Raw genomic sequence first — 23,645 nt, 5'->3', positions numbered from 1 at the left:
CATGCGTGTGCTGATCATCGAAGACGAAGAGAAAACCGCCGACTACCTGCATCGCGGCCTGAGCGAACAGGGCTTCACCGTCGACCTGGCCCGTGACGGTATCGACGGCCTGCACCTGGCCCTGGAAGGCGACTACGCGGTGATCGTGCTCGATGTCATGCTCCCCGGGCTGGATGGCTACGGGGTGCTGCGTGCCCTGCGTGCGCGCAAGCAGACGCCGGTGATCATGCTCACCGCCCGCGAGCGGGTCGAGGACCGTATCCATGGCCTGCGCGAAGGCGCCGACGACTATTTGGGCAAGCCGTTCTCCTTCCTCGAACTGGTCGCCCGGCTGCAGGCCCTGACCCGTCGCAGCACCAGCCACGAGCCGCTGCAGATCCAGGTCGGCGACCTGTGGATCGACCTGCTCAGCCGCAAGGCCAGCCGCGCCGGCCAGCGCCTGGAGCTGACCGCCAAGGAGTTCTCCCTGCTCAGCGTGCTGGCTCGCCGGCAGGGCCAGATCCTGTCCAAGACCGCCATCGCCGAGCTGGTCTGGGACATCAACTTCGACAGTGACGCCAATGTCGTCGAGGTGGCCATCAAGCGCCTGCGCGCCAAGCTCGACGGGCCCTTCGACAACAAGCTGCTGCACACCATCCGAGGCATGGGCTATGTCCTGGAAAACCGTGCGGGGTAACTCCATCGCCCTGCGCCTGTCGGCGCTGTTCACCCTGGTCGCCCTGGGGGTGTTCGTGCTGATCGGCAGCGCCCTGTACCGCCAAGTCGACCGCAGCCTCGACCTGCTGCCGGCAGCCGAACTGGACGCGCGCTTCAGCGTGCTGGAGTCCACCCTCAACCGCTACGGCACACCGGAACACTGGGCCAAGATCCATAACAAGCTCAACCTGCTCGGCGAGGAAGACCGGCGTATCCGCTTCTGGGTGGTCAGCGGCGACCCGGCCTACGAGTACGGCCAACCGGACGAGGCGATCCGTCGCTTCGCCGCAGGCCCGCAGGGCATGCGCGATTTGCGCCTGGCCGAGCATCCGTATCCATACAAGGTGCTGGTCAGCGAACTGCCAGCCCTTGGCGAACGCCCGCCGCTGCGCTTTCTCATCGGTATCGACACCGAGACCTTCTGGCAGGCCCAGCACAGCCTGCTGGTGGCCATCGTCGGCCTCGCCGCGCTCGGCGTGCTGCTGGCCTCGCTGCTCAGCTACTGGGTCGCGCGCATCGGCCTCAAGCCACTGCAGGCCCTGTCGACCGAGGCCCAGGCGCTGGCCCCGCCGCACCTGGACGGACGCCTGCGGACCCAGGACCTGGCCCCGGAGCTGGCGCAGTTCGCCGACGCCTTCAACGCCGCGCTGGACCGGGTCAGCCTGGCGTACTCGCGGCTGGAGGCGTTCAACGCCGACGTCGCCCATGAGCTGCGCTCGCCGCTGACCAACCTGATCGGCCAGACCCAGGTAGCCCTGACCCGCGGGCGCAGCGCCGAGCATTATTTCGAGGTGCTGCAATCGAACCTCGAGGAGCTCGAACGCCTGCGCAGCATCATCAACGACATGCTGTTCCTGGCCAGCGCCGACCAGGGCAGCAAGGTCACCGCCCTGACCCAGGCCTCGCTGGCCGAGGAAGTGGCCACGACCCTCGATTACCTGGACTACATCCTCGAAGACGCCCACGTCAGCGTCACAGTCAGCGGCGATGCCCAGGCACCGATCGAGAAGGCCCACCTGCGCCGGGCGCTGATCAACCTGCTGAACAACGCCGTGCAGCACACTGCGCCCCACCAGGTGATCGATGTACGCATCGAGGCCGGCAACGAGCAGGTCAGCATCGCCGTGAGCAACCCGGGCCCAGCCATCGCCGAGGAACACCTGCCGCTGCTGTTCGAGCGCTTCTACCGGGTCGATGCCGCCCGCAGCAACAGTGGCGGCGGCAACCATGGCCTGGGCCTGGCGATCGTCAAGGCCATCGCCCTGATGCATGGTGGCGAGGTCTTCGTGCACAGCAAAGGGGGGGCCAACACCTTCGGTATCCGCCTGCCGAGCGCTCAACTGCGCGGGTTTGCGACAAAAGCCTGAACGTTGGCCACTCGATCATTACCTTTTACGCAACGGTGCTTATCCAACTTCGCTCTGTTTCCAGGGCGTCGACGGGGCTAACTTACGCCTGTCTCAATTAGCACTTGCCCCGCAAGAAGGTTGTTCCAAATGTCCAACAGTATGGGTGTTGCCAGCGTTTTCGTCCTGTCTTCCCTGTTGTTGTCGCCCCTGGCCATGGCCGAAGAATCGCCGGCCTTCGTTGCCCGTAACGCCGCACTTTCCGCTGTTCACCAACAAGCCCGCGAAGCCTATGCCGCGCAGAAGGCCGACAGCGTGAAAGACGCACAACAGACCGCATCCAAGGCCGTTACCGACGATAATGCCGATAGCTGATCGGCACTTCGAACGCTCTCCTTTTTCCCTTGGCTACTCCATGGGCATTGCCCGTGTCGATATGTTAGCCTTTCAAAGCCGCTGCCGATCAGCGGCTTTTTTTATGTGCTCGAAACTCTCAGCCAGGCTGTTACGTACTTCATAAGAAAGTTGTAAACCCGACAATAAAAACTGCCCCACCGCCAGACCAAAGGAGCTCGTACCGGTGTCTTCCGCGTTTCGTTTCACCCCGTTGTTCGTTGCATTGGCCGCAACGATGCCGCTTGCCGCACAGGCCGATGAAGACAAGGCTGAGGGCTTCATCGAAGGCGCGTCCCTGAACCTGCATTTTCGCAACGCCTACTTCCACCGCAACCAGCTGGACCGCGGCCACAACGACAACCGTGAATGGGGGCAGGGCTTCGTCGCCCGCTTCGAGTCCGGCTATACCCCGGGCGTGATCGGCTTTGGCCTCGATGCCCACGCCATGCTCGGCCTGAAGCTCGATGGTGGCGGCGGGCATGCCGGCACCAGCCTCCTGCCGGAGCACATCGAGGACGACGGTGAGCTGGGCGCCGCGCCGCACTCGTTCTCCACCGCCGGCGCCGCCGTCAAGTTCAAGGCCTTCGACACCGAACTCAAGGCCGGTGACCTGTTCCTCACCAACCCGGTGATCGCCGGTGGCGAGACGCGCATGCTGCCGCAGACCTTCCGTGGCGTGAGCCTGACCAACACCAGCATCGACGGCCTGCTGCTCGAAGGTGGCCAGGTCAGCTTCACCAAGCCGTACAACCAGAGCGGCCACCGCCGTATCGACACCTACTACGGCACGCTCGACGATGGCACCAAGAGCCAGCACCTGACCTGGGCCGGTGCGTCCTGGAGCGGCAGCGAGAGCATCACCAGCAACCTGTATGCCGCCGAGCTGAAGGACATCTGGAACCAGTACTACTTCGACTTCGACTACACCTACGTGGTCAACGACCTGGTCAGCTTCAATCCGGGCCTGCACTTCTACCACACCCAGGACACCGGCCAGGCGCTGCTCGGCGACATCGACAACAACACCTACAGCGTGCACTTCACCGTCAATGCCGGGTACCACAGCGTCACCGCCGCCTACCAGCGGGTCAATGGCGACACGCCGTTCGACTACATCAACCTGGGCGATAGCGTGTACCTGGACAACTCGCGCATGTACTCGGACTTCAACGGCCCCAACGAGCGTTCGTGGAAGCTGCAGTACGACTATGACTTCGCCGGCCTGGGTATCCCGGGCCTGAGTTCGTCGCTGTCGTATTCGCGCGGTGAGTTGGACCTGACCAAGCCCGCCCCGGGCAACCGCCATTACGACTACTACAATCCCGACGGCAAGAACGCCATGCATTGGGAACGTGACCTGGACGTGCAGTACGTGTTCCAGGAAGGCAGCCTCAAGGACCTTTCGGTGCTACTGCGCTATGCCAGCCACCGTGGCAGCCAGGGCTATTCCTCGGTGGACCGTGACATGGACGAGTACCGGGTGATCGTCGACTACCCACTGAACGTGTTCTGACCGGCTGACGCTCAGCGGCTTTTGGGGCTGTTTCGCAGCCCCACACCACGTCAACCCGCTCATTCCGTCGGACAGCCGCGCTAGCTCTTGTCCGGCCATTGCCGCTTGCCTAGAATGAGGCCGCCGCGTAATAGCCCTACCCTCACGGACAGAGGGGCTTATGCAGTAGCGAGCATGACGTTGCCTACTCGATCACCGCGTTCCTCCCTGTCCAGATCGCAGCCCGAGCTGATCCTCAACCTGGGCAGCTGCCTGGCCGTGCTCGCCATCGTCGCCATCGTCAGCTATCTGCTGGCCCGCGAGCGGGACAGCGTCGAGCAATCGGCCAAGCGCTCCTCGAGCAACATCGTCCAACTCATCGAGAGCGATATCCTGCGCAACGTCGAACTCTACGACCAGTCCCTGCGCAGGCTGATCTGGGCGGTACAGCACCCCGACCTGCTGCAGGTACGCTCGCAGCTACGCCAACAGATCCTGTTCAACCAGACCTTCGCCGCGCCGGTGCGCGGGAACATCCTCTGGCTCGACGCCAAGGGCGAGGTGCGCGGTGATTCGCTCAACGTGGTGCCACGCCAGGCCAGCCTCGCCGACTCCGTAGCCTTCCAGGCCCATCGCGACAACCCAGGCCTGGGCCTGTTCATCAGCCCGCCCTTCCAGGCCCGCTGGGGCAACCTCGACTGGTGCATCAGCTTCAGCCGGCGTATCTCCAGGACCGATGGCGAATTCGCCGGGTTGGCCATGGGGGTGCTGCGGTTGTCCTATTTCAGCCAGTTGTTCGAGCGCCTGGACATCGGCACCGACAGCAGCATCAACCTGCTCAATACCGATGGCCAGCTATTGGCGCGCCAACCCAGCCGCCCGCAGGCCCCGCTGATCGGCAGCGATTTCAGCGCACGTGCGAACTTCCAGCGCATCCTCAGCGAACACAGCGGCAGCTTCACGGCCCCTTCCGGGGCTTCCGGCGCCCAGCGCATGTACACCTTCGCCCGGGTGGGCGACCTGCCGCTCATCGTCCTGGTGGCGCATTCCACCGACGAGGTCTTCCAGTCGTGGCGGCGCACGGCAGCCCTGGTCAGCGTGGCGACCGGCATCCTGTGCATCGGCATCCTCTGGCTGACCCTGCTGCTGGCCCGCGAATTGCGCCGCCGCCACGACGCCGAGCAAGGCCTCGCGGCCCTGGCCGCCACCGACAGCCTCACGGGCCTGGCCAACCGCCGGCAACTGGACCAGGTGCTGCGCCAGGAATGGGCACGCGCCCAGCGCAATCGCCAGCCGCTGGCGATCCTCATGGTGGATGTGGATCATTTCAAGGCGTACAACCAGCGCCATGGCCACGCCGGCGGCGACCATGCCTTGCGCGAGGTGGCCCGAACCATAGAGCGCTGCATCCGCCGTCCCGCGGACCTGGCGGCACGCTACGGCGGCGAGGAATTCCAAGTGGTGCTACCGGAAACCGAACTGTCCGGCGCCCGCCTGCTGGCCGAACGCATCCGCGCCAGCGTCCAGCAAATGCCGTCCTTCGACAGTGATGCCCGGCCAGTGACCGTCAGCATCGGCATCGGCCTCTATACCCCCGGTACCCAGCAAGACCTGGCAGGCCTGCTGGGCACGGCGGACGAAGCCCTCTACCGGGCCAAGGCCAATGGCCGCAACCGGGTGGAGGGCCCACTGGAGTAGACCTAGGCCTTTCGTACACCGTTGGGCCTGGCAAAGGCTGCGTAGCAGCCCCATCGATTCACCGCTGGACTGGCCTTAGGAGCGTGCACGCGCAGCATCACGCAGAGCCTTGACCTGGTCATGGTTGCGTTGCACGCCCTGCAACTGCCTCTCCACCAGGGCATAGGTCTCGTCGCTGGCGGTACGGCCGAGCTTGACCAGCTTCTCACGGGCGTCCTTGTAGGCCTTCAGGGCGAAGTCCTCGCCACGCTCGACCTCGTTGAGCACCGCCTCCTCGCTCTTGCCGGTCAGCATCGACTTGAAGTTGACCCAACCCCGGTGCAGGTCGCCGCTGAGGCTGGTGGAGGTTTCCGGATCGCCACCCAGGCGACGCACCTCGCCCTGCAGCTCGGCGGCGGCATTGGCGCACTCCCCGGCCCGCTGGACGAAAAAGGCCTTCAGCTCGGCATTCTTGACATCATCGGCCGACTCCTTGAACCCCTTCTCGCCGTCCTTGCTGTATTCGATCAGGTCGTTGAGCACGTCGATCACGTCTTTGTTCGGATTGCTCATGGCACAAACTCCTTGGCAGGTGATAGTCACCAAGGTTGGAGCAGCCTTCGTGCCAAGCCAAACCCCATGAAAAAACCATCCAAAATCAATCAGATAGCCAAAGGCAAGGAAAGACCGAACGAGGCGTTCTGCATGATCGCCGCTTGGGGCTTCGTGCAGATTGCAGTATGGTCGGAGCCTTTCACCCGCCAGGCCCGCCCATGAAGCCCGAATCCCTGCAACGACTGCTCACCCGCACCATGCCCTTCGGCAAGTACCAGGGCCGCCTGATCGCCGACCTGCCAGGCGACTACCTGGCCTGGTTCGCCCGCAAGGGCTTCCCATCCGGTGAGTTGGGCAGCTTGCTGGCCTTGATGTACGAAATCGATCACAACGGATTGGGCGAGTTGCTGACGCCATTGCGATCCCAGTTGCAAGCCACAAGCCGCAAACCATAAGAAGCCAGCCCCAGCGCCTCTTGCAACTTGCAGCTTGCGGCTCATCCCCCCGCTAGGACGCCACCGCCAACTCCACCCGCTCGCCCTTCTTGATCAGCGCATACACCACCGCCGTCAACAAGCTGCCCGCCAGGATCGCCAGCAGGTACAGCAGCGCATGGTTGATCGCATTGGGGATCAGCAGCACGAACAGCCCGCCATGGGGCGCCATCAGCTTGCAGCCGAAGTACATCGACAGCGCCCCGGTCAGCGCGCCACCGGCGATGCTCGCCGGGATCACCCGCAACGGGTCCTTGGCGGCGAAGGGGATCGCCCCTTCGGAAATGAAGCACAAACCCAGCACCAACGCCGCCTTGCCCGCCTCGCGCTCGCCCAGGGCGAACTTGCGCCGGGCCAGGAAGCTGGCGATGCCCAGGCCGATCGGCGGCACCATGCCAGCGGCCATGGTGGCCGCCATCGGCGCATAGCTGGACGAAGCCAGCAGCCCCACCGAGAAGGCATAGGCCGCCTTGTTGATCGGCCCGCCCAGGTCGACGCACATCATCCCGCCGAGCAGCAGCCCCAGGAGAATGGCGTTGGTGGTGCCCATGCTGTCGAGAAACTGCGTCAACCCCTCGAGCATCGCCGCCACCGGCTGGCCGACCACATAGATCATCACCAGGCCGGTGAACAGGCTGGCCAGCAGCGGAATGATCAGGATCGGCTTGAGCGCATCGAGGCTGCTCGGCAGGCGCGCCCAGCGGCTGATGGCCTTGGCGCTGTAGCCGGCGAGAAAGCCGGCGATGATGCCACCTATGAACCCTGCGCCCAGGGTGCTGGCCAACAGGCCACCGATCATGCCAGGCGCCAGCCCCGGCCTGTCGGCGATGGACCAGGCGATATAGCCGGCCAGCAACGGCACCATCAGCTTGAACGCGGCCTCGCCGCCGATCTGCATCAGCGCCGCTGGCAAGGTACCGGGCTCCTTGTAGGCCTCGATGCCGAAGACGAACGACAGGGCGATCAGCAGGCCACCCGCCACCACCATCGGCAACATGAACGACACGCCGGTGAGCAGGTGCTTGTAGACACCGCTCTTTTCAGACGCCTTGGGCGCCTCGCCGGTGGCGTCACCGGCGTTCTCCACCTTGCCTTCGGCCAACGCCTTGTCGAGAATGCCGCGCGCCTGCTTGAGCGCGACGCCGGTGCCGCAGCGGTAGATGCGCTTGCCGGCGAAACGCGCGGTGGGCACCTCGATGTCGGCGGCCAGCAGCACCACGTCGGCGGCCGCGATGGCCTCGGCCGGCAGCGGATTGCGCGCCCCGACCGAACCCTGGGTTTCCACGGTGAGCAGGTAGCCCAGCTCTTGGGCCGCCTGCTGCAGGGCCTCGGCGGCCATGAAAGTGTGGGCCACGCCCGTCGGGCAGGCGGTGACCGCGACGATCCTCGGCTGCGCGTTGGGCTGCGGCGCTTCGACGGCGCCCACGGCTTCCTGCACCTGGGCCTTGGCGGCGGCCTCGTCGAGAAAACCTTCCCGGTCGGCCAGGGCCTGGGCCGGGGTGCTCTGGTACAGGCGCTTGCCGACGAAACGAGCCAGGTCCACCGGGCCGGTGCTGACCACCAGCACCCAGTCGGCCTCGGCGATCTGCGCGCTCGTCAGGCGGCGTTCGGGCTGTTCGTCGGCCTGCACCTCGACGCTGGTGCTCCAGCCCCGTCGCTGCGCGGCGGCCGCCAGCAGGCGTGCGCTCAGCACGCTGGACACCTGGCCGTTGGGGCAGGCGGTGACGATGGCGATGTTCATCGGCAACCCTCTTGTCGTTCTGTCAGTTGCACGGCGGCCTCCAGGTGGGCCAGTTGCTCGCGATCACAGAGGCCGAAGCCGACCTGGGTCACCGCCTGGGCAGCGATGGCAGTGGCGCGGCGCAGGGTCTGCGCAGGCGCCTCGCCCAGCAGTAGGCCATGGACCATGCCAGCCACCAGCGAGTCACCGGCACCCACGGTACTCGCCACCTGCACCTGCGGCGGTCGCCCATGCAAGGCCAGGCCCTTGGCGAACCAGCTCACGCCCTGCTCGCCCTGGGACACCACCACATGCTGCACGCCGGTCGCCAGCAGGCGCTCGGCGGCGGCACGCTGCTCGGCCGGGCTGTGCACGGCAACACCAAGCACCTCGCCCAGCTCCTCGGTGTTCGGCTTGACCAGCCACGGCGCCGTCCGCAGGCCAACACGCAAGGCCTCGCCGCTGCTGTCTAGGGCGACCTTCAGGCCCTGGGCCTGCAATTGCAGCAGCAACTGGCCGAACCACTGCGGATCGATGCCGCGAGGCAGGCTGCCGGCCACCACCACCGCGTCATGCCCCGGCGCGATCTTCTCCAGGCGGCGCAACAACGCAGTCCGGGCGACCTCGCCGACGTCCGGCCCCTGGCCATTGATATCGGTGACCCGGCCATCGGCCTCCACCAGCTTGATGTTGCTGCGGGTCTCGCCCGCTACGCGGACGAAGCAGTCGGTAAAACCGCGCCGGGCGATCAGTGCATCGAACGGCTGCAGGTTGTCACGCCCGAGGAAGCCGCCGACGGTGACGCTGTGCCCCAGGTCGGCCAGTACCTGGGCGACGTTCAGGCCCTTGCCGGCGGCATGGCTGTGCTGGGCCTGGCTACGGTTGACGTGCCCTGGGCGCAGGGCATCCAGGCTGACGGTGATGTCCAGCGCCGGGTTGAGGGTCAGGGTGAGGATCTTGGCCATTTCAATAACGCTCCACCAGCGCCCGGACCGCCGCGGCGCTGTCTTGTTGCAAAGCCTCGTGCGCCAGGGCGCGGGCCGTCTGGTGATCGGCCTGGCGCACCAGTGCCTTGACTTCGGCGACGCTGCGAGCGGCGACGCTGAGCTCGTCCACGTCCAGCCCGAGCAGCACGGCGACCGCCTGCGGGTCGGCGGCCAGTTCGCCGCAGACACCGACCCACTTGCCCTCGGCATGGGCGGCGCGCACGGTCATGTCGATCAGCCGCAGCACCGCCGGGTGCAAGCCATCGGCCTGGGCCGAAAGGCTCGGATGGCCGCGGTCGATGGCCAGGGTGTACTGGGTCAGGTCGTTGGTGCCGATGCTGAAGAAATCCACCTCGCGCGCCAACTGCGGCGCCAGCAAGGCAGCCGAGGGCACTTCGACCATGATGCCCAGTTGCAGGTCGGCGACCGGCAGTTCCTGGCGCAAGCGCTCGACCATGGCCTTGGCCTCACGCCATTCGTGAACCTGCCCGACCATCGGGAACATGATGCGCAAGGGCCGCTCACCCGCTGCCCGCAGCAAGGCCCGCAACTGATCCTCCATCACCTGTGGGCGCTGCAAGGTCAGGCGCACACCACGCACGCCGAGGAAGGGGTTTTCCTCCGGGGCGATCGGCCAGTAGGGCAAGGGCTTGTCGCCGCCCACGTCGAGGGTGCGCACCACCAACGGACGCCCGTCCAAGCCGTCGAGCACGCGGCGGTATTCGGCCTCCTGGGTGGCCACGTCCGGCGCCTGGGGATGGGCCATGAAAATCAGTTCGGTACGCAGCAGGCCAATGCCTTCGGCGCCCTGCTCCACCACCCGGTCGATGCCACGGCTTTCACCGATGTTGGCGAACACCTCGACAGCATGGCCGTCGCGGGTCACCGCCGGTTCGTGGCGATTGGCCCAGGCGGCCTGCAGGCGCTGCTCGCGCAGATCGCGCTCGGCCAGGGCTCGTTGCAACTCATCCGCCGCCGGCGCGACGACGAGCCGACCGCGCTGCCCATCGAGCAGCAACGGCGTGCCAGGCTCGAGCAGCAGGATCGCCTCCCCCGCGCCGACCACCGCCGGAATACCCAGGGCACGGGCGACGATGGCGCTGTGGGCGGTGGCACCGCCATGGGCGGTCACGATACCGGCCACCCGCGCCGGGTCGAGGCGGGCCACATCGGACGGGCCAACCTCGGCCATCACCAGCACATAGGGTTGTTCGGGCTCGGGCACGTCCTGCACACCGCACAGTTGCGCCAGGACCCGGCGGCCAATGTCGCGCAGGTCGGCAGCGCGCTCGGCGAGCAAGGCATCGTGCAATGCCTCCTGCTGACGCGCCGCCGCCTCGATCACCGCCATCCAGGCCGCCGCGGCGCTCTCGCCCTGGGCCAGGCGCAGCTCGACCTCGTCGCCCAGGGCCGGGTCGGCGAGCATTTCCTGGTGGGTAACGAAGATTTCGCCGATCGCTTTGTCGCTGCGTTGCACCAGGGCCTGTAATTGCGCGTTCACCGCCTCCAGGGCACGACGCAGCTTCAGGCGTTCCTGGGGCGTGGATTCGCCACGCAGGGGGTAGTCGATCTCTCGCTCGACATGTACATGGGCCGGGCCACTGGCGATGCCCGGCGCAGCGCCGACACCCAGGACCTGGCTGCCAGCCGGCGGCACCTGCAACACCTCGACCGGGGCGGCGACCGGCTGGGCGACCTCCGGCAGGGGGTCCACCGCCTCGCCCAGCCCCTCTTCGATGGCCGCCTGCAACACCGGCAAGGCATCCTCGGCGACGCTCGGCTCGGCGATCAGCTCCAGCACCTGGCCACGCCGAGCGCCGAGGCCAAGCAGCTTGCTCAGGCTCTTGACCGACACCGCCGGCTGCGCACTATCCAGCAGGCGCACACGGATCTCGCCGTCGAAGCCCTTGGCCAGCTGCGCCAGCACCTTGGCCGGTCGGGCATGCAGGCCGTGGGGGTTGGCCAGCACGATCCGCACGCTCGGCCAGTCGGCCGGCGCCTCGCCCCCTAGCACTTCGAGCACGGCACGGCTGCTGGTGGCCTGGTAGAGCATCTGCCCACGGCCTTCGATCAGGACTTCGCACAAGCGTTCGAGCAGGGCCTGGTGGGCGGCACCGAGGCTGGCCAGGCAGAACAGGCCGTTGAGCGGCTGGTCGCGGTAGCGCAACGGTTGCTGCGGGGTGACGAACGACAGGCCCGGCCGACGCACCTGCCGCTCGCTGTGCAACCACCACAAACCCTCGCCCAGCGGCAAGGGTTCGGCCTGTTGCAACTGGCTGGCAAAGCCCGCATCGACGCAGCCGGCGCGTTGCAGCAGGCGCGAGCCGCGCCAGGCCAGCTCGTCGAAGTCCTCGGCGGGCAGGTTCAGGCCCACCAGTTGCGCATCCAACGCCAGCTCCTGGGGCGCGCCCTGCAACAGCTTGAGTAGCGCCTCGGCGGAGCTCGCCCGGCGCAAGGCCTCGGCCAGGTCGGTTTCACCCAGGGCACGGGTCAGCAGTTGCAGCAGGCGCAGGTGCTCGTCGGAGCGGGCAGCGATGCCGATGGCCAGGTAGACGATCTGGCCGTCGCCCCAATCGACCCCCTCGGGAAACTGCAACAGGCGCACGCCGGTGGCGAACACCTGGTCACGGGTCTGTGGCGTTCCATGGGGGATGGCGATGCCCTGGCCAAGAAACGTGGAGCCTTGGGCCTCGCGGGCGCATAGCCCTTCCAGGTAACCTTCGGCGACCAGGCCATCGGCAACCAGCCGCTCGGCCAGCAGGCGCAATGCCTCGGCCTTGTCGGCAGCTACCTGGCCCATGGCTATCTGCTCCTTGGCGAGCTCCAGCATGACCTTCTCCTTTTGCAGCCCCATTCGGGGACTGAGGTATTGTTGTGCAATCCACGCAAACGATCATCGCGGGCAACCCCACGATGGCAGGCGCTGACGACGGCAGTGAATACGCCTGCTGAAACGTTTAACCTGACCAGGTGGCCACGTTACTCGATAATCTCCTGACGAAAAAGCCCCATTCTGTCGGACAATTGCGACAATGGTCGTCTGCGCCCGGGCCTGGCCTTCGGGGAAACTACCCAGCCAGGCTTCGCAGCCAGCCCTGGTAATAACAAGGAAAATTCGGTGAAACTCAGCGATATCGCCCGTCTGGCCGGTGTGTCCGTGACCACCGCCAGCTACGTCATCAATGGCAAGGCCGAACAGCAGCGCATCAGCAACAGCACCGTCGAGCGCGTGCGCGCGGTGGTCGAGGCCCATGGCTTCACGCCCAACCCCCAGGCCGCCGGCCTGCGCAGCCGGCACACCCGTACCCTGGGCTTCATTCTCCCGGATCTGGAGAACCCCAGCTACGCCCGTATCGCCAAGCAACTGGAACAGGGTGCCCGCGCCCGTGGCTACCAGTTGCTGATCGCCAGCAGCGACGACCAGCCTGACAGCGAGCACCAGTTGCAGCAGTTGTTCCGCGCCCGCCGCTGCGATGCGCTGTTCGTCGCCAGCTGCTTGCCGCCAGAGGACGACAGCTACCGCGAACTGCAGGACAAGGGTCTGCCGGTGATCGCCATCGACCGTCGCCTGGACCCGGCGCACTTTTGCTCGGTGATCAGCGACGACCGCGATGCCAGCCGTCAGTTGGCCCAGAGCCTGCTGGCCACCCGCCCACGCAGCATCGCGCTGATCGGCGCGCGCCCGGAACTGTCGGTCAGCCAGGCCCGTGCCGGCGGCTTCGACGAGGCCTTGCAGGCGTTCGACGGCGACGTGCGGCGCTACCAGGGCGAGGCTTTCAGCCGTGAGTGCGGGCAGCGCCTGATGCAGCAACTGATCGAAGAGCTGGGCGGTCTGCCGGATGCTCTGGTGACCACCTCCTATGTGCTGCTGCAAGGGGTGTTCGACACGCTGCAGACACGCCCGGTCGATTCGCGCCAATTACAGTTGGGTACCTTCGGCGACAACCAGTTGCTCGATTTCCTGCCACTGCCGGTCAACGCCATGGCCCAGCAACACGGCCTGATCGCCGCCACCGCCCTGGAGCTGGCCCTGGCGGCGATCGAGCACAAACGCTACGAGCCGGGCGTGCATGCCGTGGCCCGCACCTTCAAGCAACGCATCACGGCAGGCTGAGCATGCGCCTGATCGACACCCACACCCACCTGGACTTCCCCGACTTCGACGCCGACCGCGAGCGCCTGCTGGCCAACGCGGCGGCACGCGGGGTAGAGCGCCTGGTGGTGCTGGGGGTGTACCAGGCCAACTGGCAGCGGGTGTGGGACCTGGCCTGCGCGCACGGTAACCTGCATGCGGCACTCGGCTTACACCCGGTGTACCTGGAGCAGCATCGCCCCGAACACCTGGCGCAGTTGCGCGACTGGCTCGAACGCCTGCGCGGCGACCCGCGCCTGTGCGCGGTGGGCGAGTTCGGCCTGGACTACTACCTGCCAGAGCTGGACACGGCGCGCCAGCAGGCGCTGTTCGAGGCCCAACTACAACTGGCCTGCGACTTCGAGCTGCCGGCCCTGCTGCACGTACGCCGCAGCCACGCCCAGGTGATCGCCACCCTCAAGCGCTACAAGCCTGCACGCGCCGGCATCATCCATGCCTTCGCCGGCAGCTACGAGGAGGCCCGCGAGTACATCAAGCTGGGCTTCAGGCTCGGGCTTGGCGGGGCCGCCACCTGGCCCCAGGCCCTGCGCCTGCGCAGGACGCTGCCCCGGTTGCCGCTCGAGAGCATCGTGCTGGAGACCGATGCACCAGACATGGCGCCGGCGATGTTTCCCGGCATGCGCAACAGCCCGGAGCACCTGCCGGAGATTGCCGGGGCGCTGGCCGACGTGATCGGCATCGAAGCCGAACGGCTGGCTGAAGCCAGCAGCCGCAATGCCTGTGAGCTGTTTGGTTGGTCTTTCAGTTAAGCGGGACTCTGTAATCCTGGGCTGCTTTGCAGCCCAATCGCCGACAAGCCGGCGATTGGGCCGGTACAGACAAGACAACTAGACGCGAAACGCCCCGATCAGGCGCTTGAGCTCCAACACCTGCTCCGACAATGCACGGCTGGCTTCTTCGGCCTGGCAAGCACCGGCGGTGGTGTCCTGGGCGGCGCGGTTGATCGCCACGATGTTCTGGTCGATATCGTGGGCCACCGCGGTCTGCTGCTCGACGGCCGCGGCGATCTGCTGGTTCTGCTCGACGATACCGCCCACCGCACCGAGGATGTTGCCCAACGCCTGCTGCACCTGACGCGCTTCATCGACCGTGCCCGCCGCCATCTGGTGGCTGCTGCCCATCGCCTCGACCGCCGCGCCGACACCTGCCTGCAGGCGCTGGATCATCTGGGCGATCTCCTCGGTGGAGTCCTGGGTGCGCCGGGCCAGGGTGCGTACCTCGTCGGCGACCACCGCAAAGCCCCTGCCCTGCTCGCCCGCCCGGGCCGCCTCGATGGCAGCGTTGAGCGCCAGCAGGTTGGTCTGCTCGGCGATGCTGCGGATCACCTCCAGCACCCGCCCGATGGCCTGGCTGTCGCTGGCCAGTTGATTGACCGCGACCACTGTCTGGTCGATCTCCCCGGCCAGGCGGGCGATGCTGTCCTGCTGGCTGGCCACCAGCCCACGGCCTGTGGCGCTCTCGCGATTGACCTGTTGCGCGCCTTCGGCGGCCAGTGCCGCGCTGCGGGCGACTTCCAGGGCCGTGGCGCTCATCTGGTTCATCGCCGTGGCGACCTGTTCGATCTGCTCGCGCTGGCCGCTAACCGCCTGGTTGCTGCGCTCGGAGACCACCAGCACCTGGCCAGCCTGCTCCTCGACCAGCGACACGGTCCGACCGACCTGGCCGATCAGCTCGCGGATACGCCGCACGGTCTCGTTGAACCCCTGGCCCAGCTCACCCAACTCGTCGCGGCTGTTGGCCTGGAGGCTCACAGTCATGTCGCCGGCGGCGAGCTTGTCCATGGCCGTGCCCAGGCGGCCGAGGGTTTGGCGGATGGACACGTAGAAGCCGCCATAGAGGTAGGTGATCAGGACCAGCACCGTGGCCAACGCGGCGACCAGGGCGCCCATGCGCAGGCGATGCTCGCCCAGGCGGTCCTGCAGTTGCACCTGCAAGTGGACAAGGATGGCGTCATTGAGGCGGTAGGTCTGGCCCATCAGCTCGCTGGCCTGCTGGTAGAAGCCCAGCCAGGGCGCATCCAGGGTCTCGGCGACCACCACCTGATCCTCGAACATCGTGGCGGCCTGCTTCACCGAGGCCTGGCTGGCTTGTGCCTGCCCGGCCAGCTCGGCCCTGACCCGCTCGTCGCTGGCCAGGGCATCCTCCAGGCGCACGGCGTAATCGGCCGCAAGGCGCTCCAGGCGTTGCAGCAGGTCTTCGAAGCGGGCACTGCCGGAGGAGTCGATGAAGCCACGGCCCAAGGCCATGGCCCCTATCGCCCGGCCCTCGCCCAGGGTCTGGGTGACCTGGGCGGTGGCGCTACCGAGCAGCTCGCTCAACTGGCGCACCGAGGCCTGGCTGTCCTGGCTCAGGCCAGACTGGCTGGCCACCTGCTTGGCCAGGACCTGGGCCTGGACCAATAGCTTGTCGAACCAGGCCGCCTTGTTCTGCAGGGAGGACTCGTTGCGCGCACGGGCGAAGAGCGCCTCCAGCTCCCCGCGCCTGGCCTCGAGCTGCGGGTCGCTCACCGACAAGTCCTGTAGCTCGGCGGCGACTTTGTCCTGGAGTGCGGCTATGCGCCCCTCCACATCGCCGGCCTGGCCCGACTGGCCGAGCACCGCATTGATCTGCAAGAGGTTGCCCAGGGCCTCCAGGTCACCACGCAGGGTCAGGACGCTGGCTAGGGGCGCGAGCCCCTGAAGTTCTGTGCGGGTGACATGGAACTGGTCGTAGGCGTCGCGGACCAGGTAGAAGCTGGTGACCAGCATGGGCAGGAAGAACAGGGCGCTGATCAGGCTGAACTTCAGGCCGAAGCTCAGCCGGTTCATCAGTGCGATGGCCGGATGGAGCAGATGCTTCACGGGTCACCTCCTTGGATTCTTGTTGTTATACGGGGTAGCACTAAGCCATCAAGGGCCTGCCACCTTGTATAACGCAGATCGAACCCAAGGTTTGTAACTTAAGGTTAAGCGGCCTGGCACGCCGCTCAGACCAGCACCGTCCACAACGCAAAGCAGGCGTACCACAGCACCGCGCAACGCAGCAGCAGTTCCCAGAGGCTGTCGAGCCGCCCCAGGCCACGCTGGCTGTCTTCCTCGTCGGGGATGTCGTCCGCCACCCGCCCTACCCGGGCCACCAGGTGGCCGGCGCTGATGTGCCAATTGAGCAGTTCGTGCAGCATCAGGCGCATCACCGCGACGAAGTTGCCGACCAGGGCGAAACTCAGCGCCAATACCCGCACCGGCAGCCAGTCCATGGCATGGCGCAGTTGCTCGGCCCGCTCCTTGAGCGCCGGCTGGCGGCTGTTGCCGGCCGTGAGGGCCAGCAGGCGATAGGCCAGGGCCGCACCGGGCCCCAGCAGGAAATACCAGAAGATCACGGCGAAGAAGCTCTGGTACGCCTGCCACAGCAGGTAGCCCTGGACCCGCGTCATCAAGCACTGGGGATCGTCGGCGCCCAGGCCCAGGTCACGCTCGGCCACATGCAGCGCGGCCTGTTCGTCGCCGCGTCGCCAGGCATCGCGGAACGGCCCAAGGGCCGCCTTGGCGTCACCACGGCCGAGGCTGTAGATCAGCACCAGCAGGTGCACCGGCAACGCCAGCAGGCCATAGGCCACCGGTTCCAGGACATGCAGCAGCAACACCAGGAGCGCCACCGGTGCCAGGACCAGGATGGCCAGGGTCCACCAGGGATGCACCTTGCCGCTGCGCTCCAGGCGCACCAGTTCGCCGAGAAAGAAACCATCGCGCTGCAAACGCTGACGCAGGGCGGAGAACTTCTCGACCCAGAGAATCAGCACCAACACCAGAAAACTCATGCCTTGTCCTCGTTGTCTTGCAGCGCTGCACGGTAGCGGCGCCAGTCGAAAGCCGGGCCCGGATCGGTCTTGCGCTGCGGGGCGATATCGCTATGGCCGCAGATGCGGCCCAGGCCGATGACCGGCCAGGCACGGCGGATCTCCCGGGTCAACTGCTCCAGGGCGGCGTACTGGGCATCGGTATAGGGCAGCTCGTCGGTGCCTTCCAGCTCGATGCCGATGGAAAAGTCGTTGCACCCTTCTCGCCCGTCGAAGCATGAAACGCCCGCATGCCAGGCCCGGTCCAGCAGCGACACGAACTGGGTCACCGCGCCGTCACGTTCGACGAACAGGTGCGCCGACACCGTCAGGTGGCGGATGCCTTCGAAATAGGGATGCTCGGCCGGATCGAGGCGGTTCTGGAAGAACTGCTGGACCTTGCCGGTGCCGAAGCAGGCCGGCGGCAGGCTGATGTTGTGGATGACCAGCAGGGAAATGGCTTCGCCTTCGGGGCGGGCGTTGAAGTTTGGCGAAGGGCAGTGGGTGACGCCGGAAAACCAGCCTGTCGCACGGTCCAATTGCATGGAGCAGATCCTGAAAGTCGCCAGGGATGGGCTGCCAGTATGCCCGGAGGCTGGCGTGGTTGCATGTAAATGATCGTTCGGGGGCCGCTTTGCAGCCCATTCGCGGGCAAGCCCGCTCCCACAGGGGCCCCGATGCGGTTTGCAGGGCCCCTGTGTGGGCTTGCCGGCGATGGGGCGCGCAGCGGCCCCTCTCACAACGCCTGCTGGCAACGCAGCCTGTCGAGCACCGCCTCCAGGGCACGCTCGAACAACAGCCCATCGTCCAGCACCCGTACCTCCCCCCGGCGTAGGGCCAAGGCCAGGCCAGCACGATTCCACTCGCGCACCTTCATGCCGGTACGGTTGGCGAAGACGAAACGCTCGCTGCTATCGATCCGCGCCACCAGTTTGCAACGTAGCGGCGGCTGCTCGTCGAGCACCTCGACCCAGGTACCGATGCGCAGGCGCTGCACCTGCCGCCACTCGGGCCCTTGCTCGTCCGGCTGCAACAAGGGGCCGCAAGCCGACTCTTCGGCGATGGCCAGGACGATTTCCTCGGCCACCAGCACCTGCGGCACAGACAGCCCCTCCCCCGCTGGCGACACGTCTGGCCCGGCCAGGGCCCGTAGGTGCAACTGCTCCAGTTGCAGGAAGAATTCGCGGGTCGCCGCCGAGTCCAGCACCACACCGGCCAACCCATCACGCAACGCCTTGAGCAGGCCGGGCACCTGCTGCAACAGCCGCTCGCGCGCCTGGGCCTCCCGGTGCGGGGCAATGCTCGCCAGCAACGCATCCATGGTCGCCAGCCCTGCGCGCCAGGCCGCGGACGCCTCGCCCTGCTTGAGCCAGGCCAGCAACAGGACCTGGCTCCAGCCCTGCACCAGCATCTGCACCACCACCTGCGGCAAGTACTTGCCGTGCAGGCGCTGGTTGAGCGCCTGCTGCACCTGCTGGCGCGCCAGCAGCGTGCGGGCACGGCCCTCCTCGGCATCGCGGGTACGTTGTTCGAGCAACTCGTTGCGGCGCCGTTCCTCATGGCTGAAGGCGAGGAAGTCCTCGAGCAGCTCGGCGAACAACGCCAGATCGTCGACAAAGTCGTTGAGCAGGCGCTGGACGATACGCTCCACGCGCAGGTGCAGGCTGTCGCGCAGGCCTTCGCCATTGTCCTCCCCGCCGATCGCGAGCATCGCGATCTCGTTGAGCAGCCGCCGGGCCGGATGGCTGGCACGGCTGAACAGCCCTTTGTCGAGCAGGGCCACCTTGAGCAGGGGGATATGCAGCCGCGCGAGCAGGGCGCGCACGCTCGGCGGCAGGTTGGCGTCGGCCTGGATGAAGTCGAACAGCAGGCCCACCAGGTTGATCGTATCTTCGTCCGCAGTGGCGATGCAGCGACGGGTACCGCTGCGCACGCTGACACGCAGGAGCAACTGCTCCAACTGCTGGCCGAGGTCGAAGTCATCGTCCTCGGTAGTCGCCGGCACGTAGTGCTGCAGGTGCGAGAGCAGGCGTAGCAGGTCGGCGGTGCTGATCGGTTGCGCCGTGGCAACGCGCTGCAGGCGCGGGGCGACACGCCCGCGGGTGGGCGCCAGCAGGTCCTGCAGCGAATCGAAAAAGGCCTGGCCCGCGTTGTCCAATTCCACCTCTTCAGCGCTGGGTAGGCTAGCCAGCCCACGGCGGGGCGCCGGGCGGTGGTCATCGGCACGGCGGCGCGGTGGCGGCTTGAGTGCAGGCAGCACGTCGGCGGCGGCAAGCAGTTGGTTGGCCTGTTCGTAGAGCAGGTCGACATCGCGCAGGACATAGCGCTCGAACAGCCTGAGCAAGATCAGCTTGACCCGCGGGCCTACTCCCAGGTTTCGCCCGGCCGCCAGGAAATAGCCGCACAGGCTGTCCGGCCCCAGGGGGTTGCAGCGCGCCTCCAACGCCTGGCCGAGCAGTGCCTGGAAACGCAGCCCCAACTGCTCGAGCGCAACCCCCTCACGGGACAGCACCCGGGCGACCATCGCTTCGACGACCGCGGCGCGCTCCAATTGTACCCTGCCCTGCGACGCGTCGGCCGCCGTCAGGCACTGCCGGGCATCCGCCTGGCCAAGGCGCGAGAAGGTGTCGTAGAAACTGTCGAGAAAACCCCGCTCGATGCTCTTGCGCTTGAGCCTTACGTCGCGCATGGCTTCGAAGTACAGGTTCTGCTCGAAGCGCTCGCCGGCCTTGTCGGCCATTTCGAAGAGGGTGTCGTCGGCGTTGTCGAACAGCACCTGCAGCCCCCGGCGCAGTTGCAACGCCGCCTGGTCGCGCACCTGCAGGAGCAGCACCGGAAGGCAAGGCAAGGGCGTATGCGCCGCCCGGTCGATGGCGGCCGCCAAGGGCACCACCTTGCCGTCTTCATGCATCCCGGACTCCTTGCTGGATGATTCTGTTCAATGGGACAGGTAACCGTCAAAGCCATGACGCCAAATACAAGGCGCCATTATCAGAAAAAAATCCGACAGCTTCCAGCGCGCAGTTCGCACGCCCCACACTGACCATGAATTCCGGCAAACGCTCATTCATCCTGACCAAAGGTCACGGCCCAGGCTGCTGTACAGCAGCCCCCCCTGCCCTATAATCGCCGGCACCTAGCTTGTGGAGCCGACCATGCCGAACCTACGCCTCGCCGACCTGACCGCCGAAATCGAAGCCAACGTGCGCCGCGCACTGCTGGAAGACATCGGCAGCGGCGACATCACCGCCCAGCTGATCCCGGCCGAGCGCCTGGCCAAGGCGACCATCATCACCCGCGAGGACTGCATGATCGCCGGTACCGCCTGGGTCGATGCGGTGTTCCGCCAGCTCGACCCTCGGGTGGCAGTGCACTGGCAGGTGGCCGATGGCGAGCGGGCCAGCGCCAACCAGGCGCTGTTCCACCTCGAAGGCCCGGCTCGCTCGCTGCTCAGCGGCGAGCGCACGGCGCTGAACTTCCTGCAGATGCTCTCGGGTGTGGCGACCCGCGCTCGCCTGCTCGCCGACCTGGTGGAAGGCACCCAGGTGCGCCTGCTCGACACCCGCAAGACCCTGCCCGGCCTGCGCCTGGCGCAGAAGTACGCGGTCACTTGCGGCGGCTGCCACAATCACCGCATCGGGCTGTACGACGCCTTCCTGATCAAGGAAAACCATATTGCCGCCAGCGGCGGCATCGCCGAGGCGATCACTGCGGCGCACCGCATCGCCCCGGGCAAGCCGGTGGAGATCGAAGTCGAGAGCCTGGACGAGCTGCGCCAGGCACTGGCGGGCGGGGCCGATATCGTCATGCTCGACGAGCTGACCCTCGACGAAATGCGCGAAGCCGTGCGCATCACCGCTGGCAAGGCCAAGCTGGAGGCCAGTGGCGGTGTGAACGAGAGCACCCTGCGGGTGATTGCCGAGACGGGGGTGGACTACATCTCCATTGGCGCGATGACCAAGGATGTGAAGGCGGTGGACCTGTCCATGCGCCTGAGCCTGTGAGCTGACCTGCGCGCCTTCATCACGACACAAGGCCGCTCCCACGGATACGGCGCTCGATTGCAGAGCGGCGCGGTATCCGCAGGAGTGGCCTTGTGTCGTGATAGGGCTGCAAAACAGCCCTATCAGGTGCCTGGCTCCAGCCCCCTTGAAGGGGCTGGCACTCAGAACGAAGCGTTCGCCAGACCGTCCAGGTAACGCTCGACGTCCAACGCGGCCATGCAGCCGGCGCCAGCGGAGGTGATCGCCTGGCGATAGACGTGGTCGGCCACGTCGCCCGCGGCGAACACACCCTCGACGTTGGTGGCGGTGGCATTGCCCTCACGGCCGCCGTTGACCACCAGGTAGCCGTCCTTGAGGGTCAGCTGACCTTCGAACAGCGAGGTGTTCGGGGTATGGCCAATGGCGATGAACACGCCGTCGACCTTGATCTCGTCGCTGCTGCCGTCGTTGTTCTTCAGGCGCGCACCGGTCACGCCCATGTCATCACCCAGCACTTCGTCCAGGGTGGCGTTGAGCTTGAGCTCGATCTTGCCTTCGGCCACGCGGGCGTGCAGCTTGTCGACCAGGATCTTCTCGGCGCGGAAGGTATCGCGACGGTGCACCAGGGTCACCTTGCTGGCGATGTTGGCCAGGTACAGGGCCTCTTCCACGGCAGTGTTGCCACCACCGACCACGGCCACCGGCTTGTTGCGATAGAAGAAACCGTCGCAGGTAGCGCAGGCCGAAACGCCCTTGCCCATGAACGCTTCTTCCGAAGGCAGGCCCAGGTAGCGAGCGCTGGCACCGGTGGCGACGATCAGTGCATCGCAGGTGTAGGTGCCGCTGTCGCCCTGCAGGGTGAACGGCTTGCTGGCCAGGTCAACGGCGTTGATGTGGTCGAAGACGATCTCGGTCTCGAAACGCTCGGCGTGTTCCTGCATGCGCTGCATCAGGGCCGGGCCGGTCAGGCCATGGGGGTCGCCCGGCCAGTTGTCGACTTCGGTGGTGGTGGTCAACTGGCCGCCGGCCTGCATGCCGGTGATCAGCAACGGCTTGAGGTTGGCACGGGCCGCATAGACCGCAGCGCTGTAACCGGCAGGGCCGGAACCGAGGATGATGACGCGCGAATGACGTACTTCAGACATGTCGAACTCCTGTGGAGCGGGACGCACGAGGCCGGCATCGATGTGCCGGTGGCACCAGCTGGAATTAAAAGGGGCCCGCGCAGCACTTGGGGAAGGCTACTACGCGCAGGCCCGGAAACCTAAAGTTGAGCGCACTTTAGCGAGGTGGCAGAGATTAAGGAAATATCCTTCGACAATCCACCTTATAGACAACCTCTATCTACAGACAAAACCGATGGAAACCGACCGCTGTGCTTTGTTACAGCCCGTTTCCCCATGCCCTGACACCTTTCGTCGGCGCGGCAAACTCGGTAAGGTCAGCGCGTTTTCCCTTTATCCGGAGCGTCTCGATGCAAGCCCCCGTCCTCTCTGGCCCCCAGTACCTGCGCGAAGGGCTGAAACTGGTCATGAGCCCGAACCTGCGGCTGTTCGTCCTGCTGCCCCTGGCGGTCAACCTGCTGCTGTTCGGCGGCCTGATCTACTTCGCCGCGCACCAGTTCAGCCTGTGGGTCGACGCACTGATGCCGAGCCTGCCGGACTGGCTGGGCTTTCTCAGCTACATCCTCTGGCCGCTGTTCGTCGTCCTGGTGATCCTGATGGTGTTCTTCACCTTCACCCTGGTGGCGAACGTGATCGCCGCCCCCTTCAACGGCTTCCTCGCCGAGAAGGTCGAGGTGGTGGTGCGCGGCGAAGACAACTTCCCGGCCTTCAGCTGGGGCGAACTGGCGGCCATGGTGCCGCGCACCTTCGGCCGCGAGATGCGCAAGCTCGGCTATTTCCTGCCACGGGCCATCGGCCTGTTCATCCTGTCGCTGATTCCGGTGGTCAACGTGATCGCGGCGCCCCTGTGGCTGATTTTCGGTATCTGGATGATGGCTATCCAGTACATCGACTACCCGGCGGACAACAACAAGATGAGCTGGCAGGACATGCTCGCCTGGCTGCGCGAAAAACGCTGGCAGTCGCTGGGGTTTGGCGGGATCACCTACCTGGCGCTGATGATCCCGCTGGTGAACGTGCTGATGATGCCGGCGGCGGTGGCCGGGGCCACGCTGTTCTGGGTGCGTGAGCGTCGTTGAAATCCTGGGCTGCTGTGCAGCCGATCGCCGCCAAGCCGGTTCCCACAGGGCGCCGAGTCGATCACAGATGATGTGGCTTTGCAGGCCCCTGTAACCTGTCCATCACAAGACCGTCACAGGGCCGCAACCC

20 protein-coding genes and 1 pseudogene are annotated in these 23,645 nt (G+C 66.3%); 11 read left to right on the top strand and 10 right to left on the bottom strand.

What is annotated here, in order from left to right; genetic code table 11:
- Position 1 precedes the first annotated feature (1 nt).
- The 5 genes from NJF35_RS00380 to NJF35_RS00360 all read left to right on the top strand — a co-directional run bounded on the left by NJF35_RS00380 (position 2) and on the right by NJF35_RS00360 (position 5,628).
- Positions 2-676 (top strand): heavy metal response regulator transcription factor, encoded by a 675-nt coding sequence (locus NJF35_RS00380; protein ID WP_225788570.1) that lies wholly within the window; start codon positions 2-4, stop codon positions 674-676.
- Positions 651-2,063, top strand: coding sequence for a heavy metal sensor histidine kinase (locus NJF35_RS00375; RefSeq protein WP_225788569.1), 1,413 nt, complete (start codon positions 651-653; stop codon positions 2,061-2,063). The genes NJF35_RS00380 and NJF35_RS00375 overlap by 26 nt, the downstream gene beginning before the upstream one ends.
- A 129-nt stretch (positions 2,064-2,192) precedes the next feature.
- Positions 2,193-2,417 (top strand): hypothetical protein, encoded by a 225-nt coding sequence (locus NJF35_RS00370; RefSeq protein WP_225788568.1) that lies wholly within the window; start codon positions 2,193-2,195, stop codon positions 2,415-2,417.
- Positions 2,418-2,622: 205 nt separating this feature from the next.
- Complete coding sequence (locus NJF35_RS00365) at positions 2,623-3,951, top strand: OprD family porin (RefSeq protein ID WP_225788567.1); 1,329 nt, start codon at positions 2,623-2,625, stop codon at positions 3,949-3,951.
- A 180-nt stretch (positions 3,952-4,131) separates the two neighbouring features.
- Positions 4,132-5,628, top strand: coding sequence for a sensor domain-containing diguanylate cyclase (locus tag NJF35_RS00360; RefSeq protein WP_253090646.1), 1,497 nt, complete (start codon positions 4,132-4,134; stop codon positions 5,626-5,628).
- Between the two features lie 75 nt (positions 5,629-5,703).
- On the opposite strand, the gene NJF35_RS00355 is transcribed toward NJF35_RS00360, so the two are convergent.
- A complete protein-coding gene (locus tag NJF35_RS00355; RefSeq protein ID WP_225788566.1) occupies positions 5,704-6,180 on the bottom strand; it encodes a ferritin-like domain-containing protein in 477 nt (158 codons plus the stop codon).
- A 66-nt stretch (positions 6,181-6,246) separates the two neighbouring features.
- Between NJF35_RS00355 and NJF35_RS00350 the strand changes: the two genes are divergently transcribed.
- The gene (locus NJF35_RS00350) at positions 6,247-6,384 is read left to right on the top strand and encodes a hypothetical protein (RefSeq protein WP_225788565.1); all 138 of its coding nucleotides are present in this window, start codon (positions 6,247-6,249) and stop codon (positions 6,382-6,384) included.
- Positions 6,381-6,617 carry a DUF3820 family protein gene (locus NJF35_RS00345; protein ID WP_225788564.1) on the top strand — a complete coding sequence of 79 codons (237 nt, stop codon included), beginning with the start codon at positions 6,381-6,383 and terminating at the stop codon, positions 6,615-6,617. The genes NJF35_RS00350 and NJF35_RS00345 overlap by 4 nt, the downstream gene beginning before the upstream one ends.
- A 52-nt stretch (positions 6,618-6,669) precedes the next feature.
- Here the strand turns inward: NJF35_RS00345 and NJF35_RS00340 are convergent, their stop codons facing one another.
- Genes NJF35_RS00340 through ptsP form a run of 3 tightly spaced genes read right to left on the bottom strand, consistent with a single transcriptional unit; the run spans position 6,670 to position 12,192 of the window.
- Complete coding sequence (locus NJF35_RS00340; protein WP_253090567.1) at positions 6,670-8,397, bottom strand: PTS fructose-like transporter subunit IIB; 1,728 nt, start codon at positions 8,395-8,397, stop codon at positions 6,670-6,672.
- Positions 8,394-9,341 (bottom strand): 1-phosphofructokinase, encoded by a 948-nt coding sequence (gene pfkB / locus NJF35_RS00335; protein ID WP_225788562.1) that lies wholly within the window; start codon positions 9,339-9,341, stop codon positions 8,394-8,396. The genes NJF35_RS00340 and pfkB overlap by 4 nt, the downstream gene beginning before the upstream one ends.
- Position 9,342: 1 nt before the next feature.
- A complete protein-coding gene (gene ptsP / locus NJF35_RS00330) occupies positions 9,343-12,192 on the bottom strand; it encodes a phosphoenolpyruvate--protein phosphotransferase (protein ID WP_225788561.1) in 2,850 nt (949 codons plus the stop codon).
- Between the two features lie 288 nt (positions 12,193-12,480).
- Between ptsP and cra the strand changes: the two genes are divergently transcribed.
- Together cra and NJF35_RS00320 are read left to right on the top strand one after the other, a co-directional pair.
- On the top strand, positions 12,481-13,476 hold the full coding sequence (gene cra / locus NJF35_RS00325) for a catabolite repressor/activator (protein WP_225788560.1): 996 nt from the start codon (positions 12,481-12,483) through the stop codon (positions 13,474-13,476).
- A 2-nt stretch (positions 13,477-13,478) separates the two neighbouring features.
- Positions 13,479-14,264 (top strand): TatD family hydrolase, encoded by a 786-nt coding sequence (locus NJF35_RS00320; RefSeq protein ID WP_225788559.1) that lies wholly within the window; start codon positions 13,479-13,481, stop codon positions 14,262-14,264.
- Between the two features lie 78 nt (positions 14,265-14,342).
- Here NJF35_RS00320 and NJF35_RS24770 read toward each other — a convergent pair whose 3' ends face one another.
- The 5 genes and pseudogenes from NJF35_RS24770 to NJF35_RS00300 form a co-directional block, all read right to left on the bottom strand.
- Positions 14,343-15,047, bottom strand: coding sequence for a methyl-accepting chemotaxis protein (locus NJF35_RS24770; RefSeq protein WP_410896952.1), 705 nt, complete (start codon positions 15,045-15,047; stop codon positions 14,343-14,345).
- Positions 15,048-15,197: 150 nt separating this feature from the next.
- Positions 15,198-15,404 (bottom strand): annotated as a pseudogene (locus NJF35_RS24765) (HAMP domain-containing protein); the annotation flags it as partial.
- A 1,076-nt stretch (positions 15,405-16,480) separates the two neighbouring features.
- Entirely contained in the window at positions 16,481-17,311 is an 831-nt protein-coding gene (gene ampE, locus NJF35_RS00310) for a regulatory signaling modulator protein AmpE (protein WP_225788557.1), read from the bottom strand.
- The gene (ampD, locus tag NJF35_RS00305; protein WP_225788556.1) at positions 17,308-17,874 is read right to left on the bottom strand and encodes a 1,6-anhydro-N-acetylmuramyl-L-alanine amidase AmpD; all 567 of its coding nucleotides are present in this window, start codon (positions 17,872-17,874) and stop codon (positions 17,308-17,310) included. Before ampD ends, ampE begins: the two co-directional genes overlap by 4 nt.
- A gap of 191 nt (positions 17,875-18,065) precedes the next feature.
- Entirely contained in the window at positions 18,066-20,240 is a 2,175-nt protein-coding gene (locus NJF35_RS00300) for a DUF1631 domain-containing protein (RefSeq protein ID WP_253090565.1), read from the bottom strand.
- Between the two features lie 244 nt (positions 20,241-20,484).
- On the opposite strand from NJF35_RS00300, the gene nadC reads away from it, so the two are divergent.
- Positions 20,485-21,333, top strand: a complete 849-nt coding sequence (nadC, locus tag NJF35_RS00295; RefSeq protein WP_225788554.1) for a carboxylating nicotinate-nucleotide diphosphorylase — start codon at positions 20,485-20,487, stop codon at positions 21,331-21,333.
- Positions 21,334-21,494: 161 nt separating this feature from the next.
- Here nadC and trxB read toward each other — a convergent pair whose 3' ends face one another.
- Positions 21,495-22,457: a thioredoxin-disulfide reductase gene (gene trxB / locus NJF35_RS00290; RefSeq protein WP_225788553.1), complete on the bottom strand. Its 963-nt coding sequence runs from the start codon at positions 22,455-22,457 to the stop codon at positions 21,495-21,497.
- 329 nt (positions 22,458-22,786) lie between these two features.
- Here trxB and cysZ point away from each other — a divergent pair, with 329 nt between their 5' ends.
- Positions 22,787-23,515 (top strand): sulfate transporter CysZ, encoded by a 729-nt coding sequence (cysZ, locus tag NJF35_RS00285; RefSeq protein WP_225788552.1) that lies wholly within the window; start codon positions 22,787-22,789, stop codon positions 23,513-23,515.
- Positions 23,516-23,645 lie beyond the last annotated feature (130 nt).

Origin of the sequence: Pseudomonas guariconensis, from assembly GCF_024127895.1 — a bacterium.
Lineage (GTDB): Bacteria > Pseudomonadota > Gammaproteobacteria > Pseudomonadales > Pseudomonadaceae > Aquipseudomonas > Aquipseudomonas guariconensis_B.
Note: the sequence above shows the minus strand (reverse complement) of the source record. Positions and strands in the feature narration are given on the sequence as shown.

What these genes read in the sequence shown, in the direction of transcription:
- NJF35_RS00375 (WP_225788569.1), top strand. Translation starts at nt 651, where the DNA reads ATGTCCTGGAAAACCGTGCGGGGTAACTCCATCGCCCTGCGCCTGTCG.
- cysZ (WP_225788552.1), top strand. Translation starts at nt 22,787, where the DNA reads ATGCAAGCCCCCGTCCTCTCTGGCCCCCAGTACCTGCGCGAAGGGCTG.
- ampD (WP_225788556.1), bottom strand. Translation starts at nt 17,874, where the DNA reads ATGCAATTGGACCGTGCGACAGGCTGGTTTTCCGGCGTCACCCACTGC.
- NJF35_RS00300 (WP_253090565.1), bottom strand. Translation starts at nt 20,240, where the DNA reads ATGCATGAAGACGGCAAGGTGGTGCCCTTGGCGGCCGCCATCGACCGG.
- NJF35_RS00340 (WP_253090567.1), bottom strand. Translation starts at nt 8,397, where the DNA reads ATGAACATCGCCATCGTCACCGCCTGCCCCAACGGCCAGGTGTCCAGC.
- NJF35_RS00355 (WP_225788566.1), bottom strand. Translation starts at nt 6,180, where the DNA reads ATGAGCAATCCGAACAAAGACGTGATCGACGTGCTCAACGACCTGATC.
- NJF35_RS00345 (WP_225788564.1), top strand. Translation starts at nt 6,381, where the DNA reads ATGAAGCCCGAATCCCTGCAACGACTGCTCACCCGCACCATGCCCTTC.
- NJF35_RS00380 (WP_225788570.1), top strand. Translation starts at nt 2, where the DNA reads ATGCGTGTGCTGATCATCGAAGACGAAGAGAAAACCGCCGACTACCTG.
- ampE (WP_225788557.1), bottom strand. Translation starts at nt 17,311, where the DNA reads ATGAGTTTTCTGGTGTTGGTGCTGATTCTCTGGGTCGAGAAGTTCTCC.
- NJF35_RS00320 (WP_225788559.1), top strand. Translation starts at nt 13,479, where the DNA reads ATGCGCCTGATCGACACCCACACCCACCTGGACTTCCCCGACTTCGAC.
- NJF35_RS00370 (WP_225788568.1), top strand. Translation starts at nt 2,193, where the DNA reads ATGTCCAACAGTATGGGTGTTGCCAGCGTTTTCGTCCTGTCTTCCCTG.
- nadC (WP_225788554.1), top strand. Translation starts at nt 20,485, where the DNA reads ATGCCGAACCTACGCCTCGCCGACCTGACCGCCGAAATCGAAGCCAAC.
- NJF35_RS24770 (WP_410896952.1), bottom strand. Translation starts at nt 15,047, where the DNA reads ATGAGCGCCACGGCCCTGGAAGTCGCCCGCAGCGCGGCACTGGCCGCC.
- NJF35_RS00350 (WP_225788565.1), top strand. Translation starts at nt 6,247, where the DNA reads ATGAAAAAACCATCCAAAATCAATCAGATAGCCAAAGGCAAGGAAAGA.
- trxB (WP_225788553.1), bottom strand. Translation starts at nt 22,457, where the DNA reads ATGTCTGAAGTACGTCATTCGCGCGTCATCATCCTCGGTTCCGGCCCT.
- pfkB (WP_225788562.1), bottom strand. Translation starts at nt 9,341, where the DNA reads ATGGCCAAGATCCTCACCCTGACCCTCAACCCGGCGCTGGACATCACC.
- ptsP (WP_225788561.1), bottom strand. Translation starts at nt 12,192, where the DNA reads ATGCTGGAGCTCGCCAAGGAGCAGATAGCCATGGGCCAGGTAGCTGCC.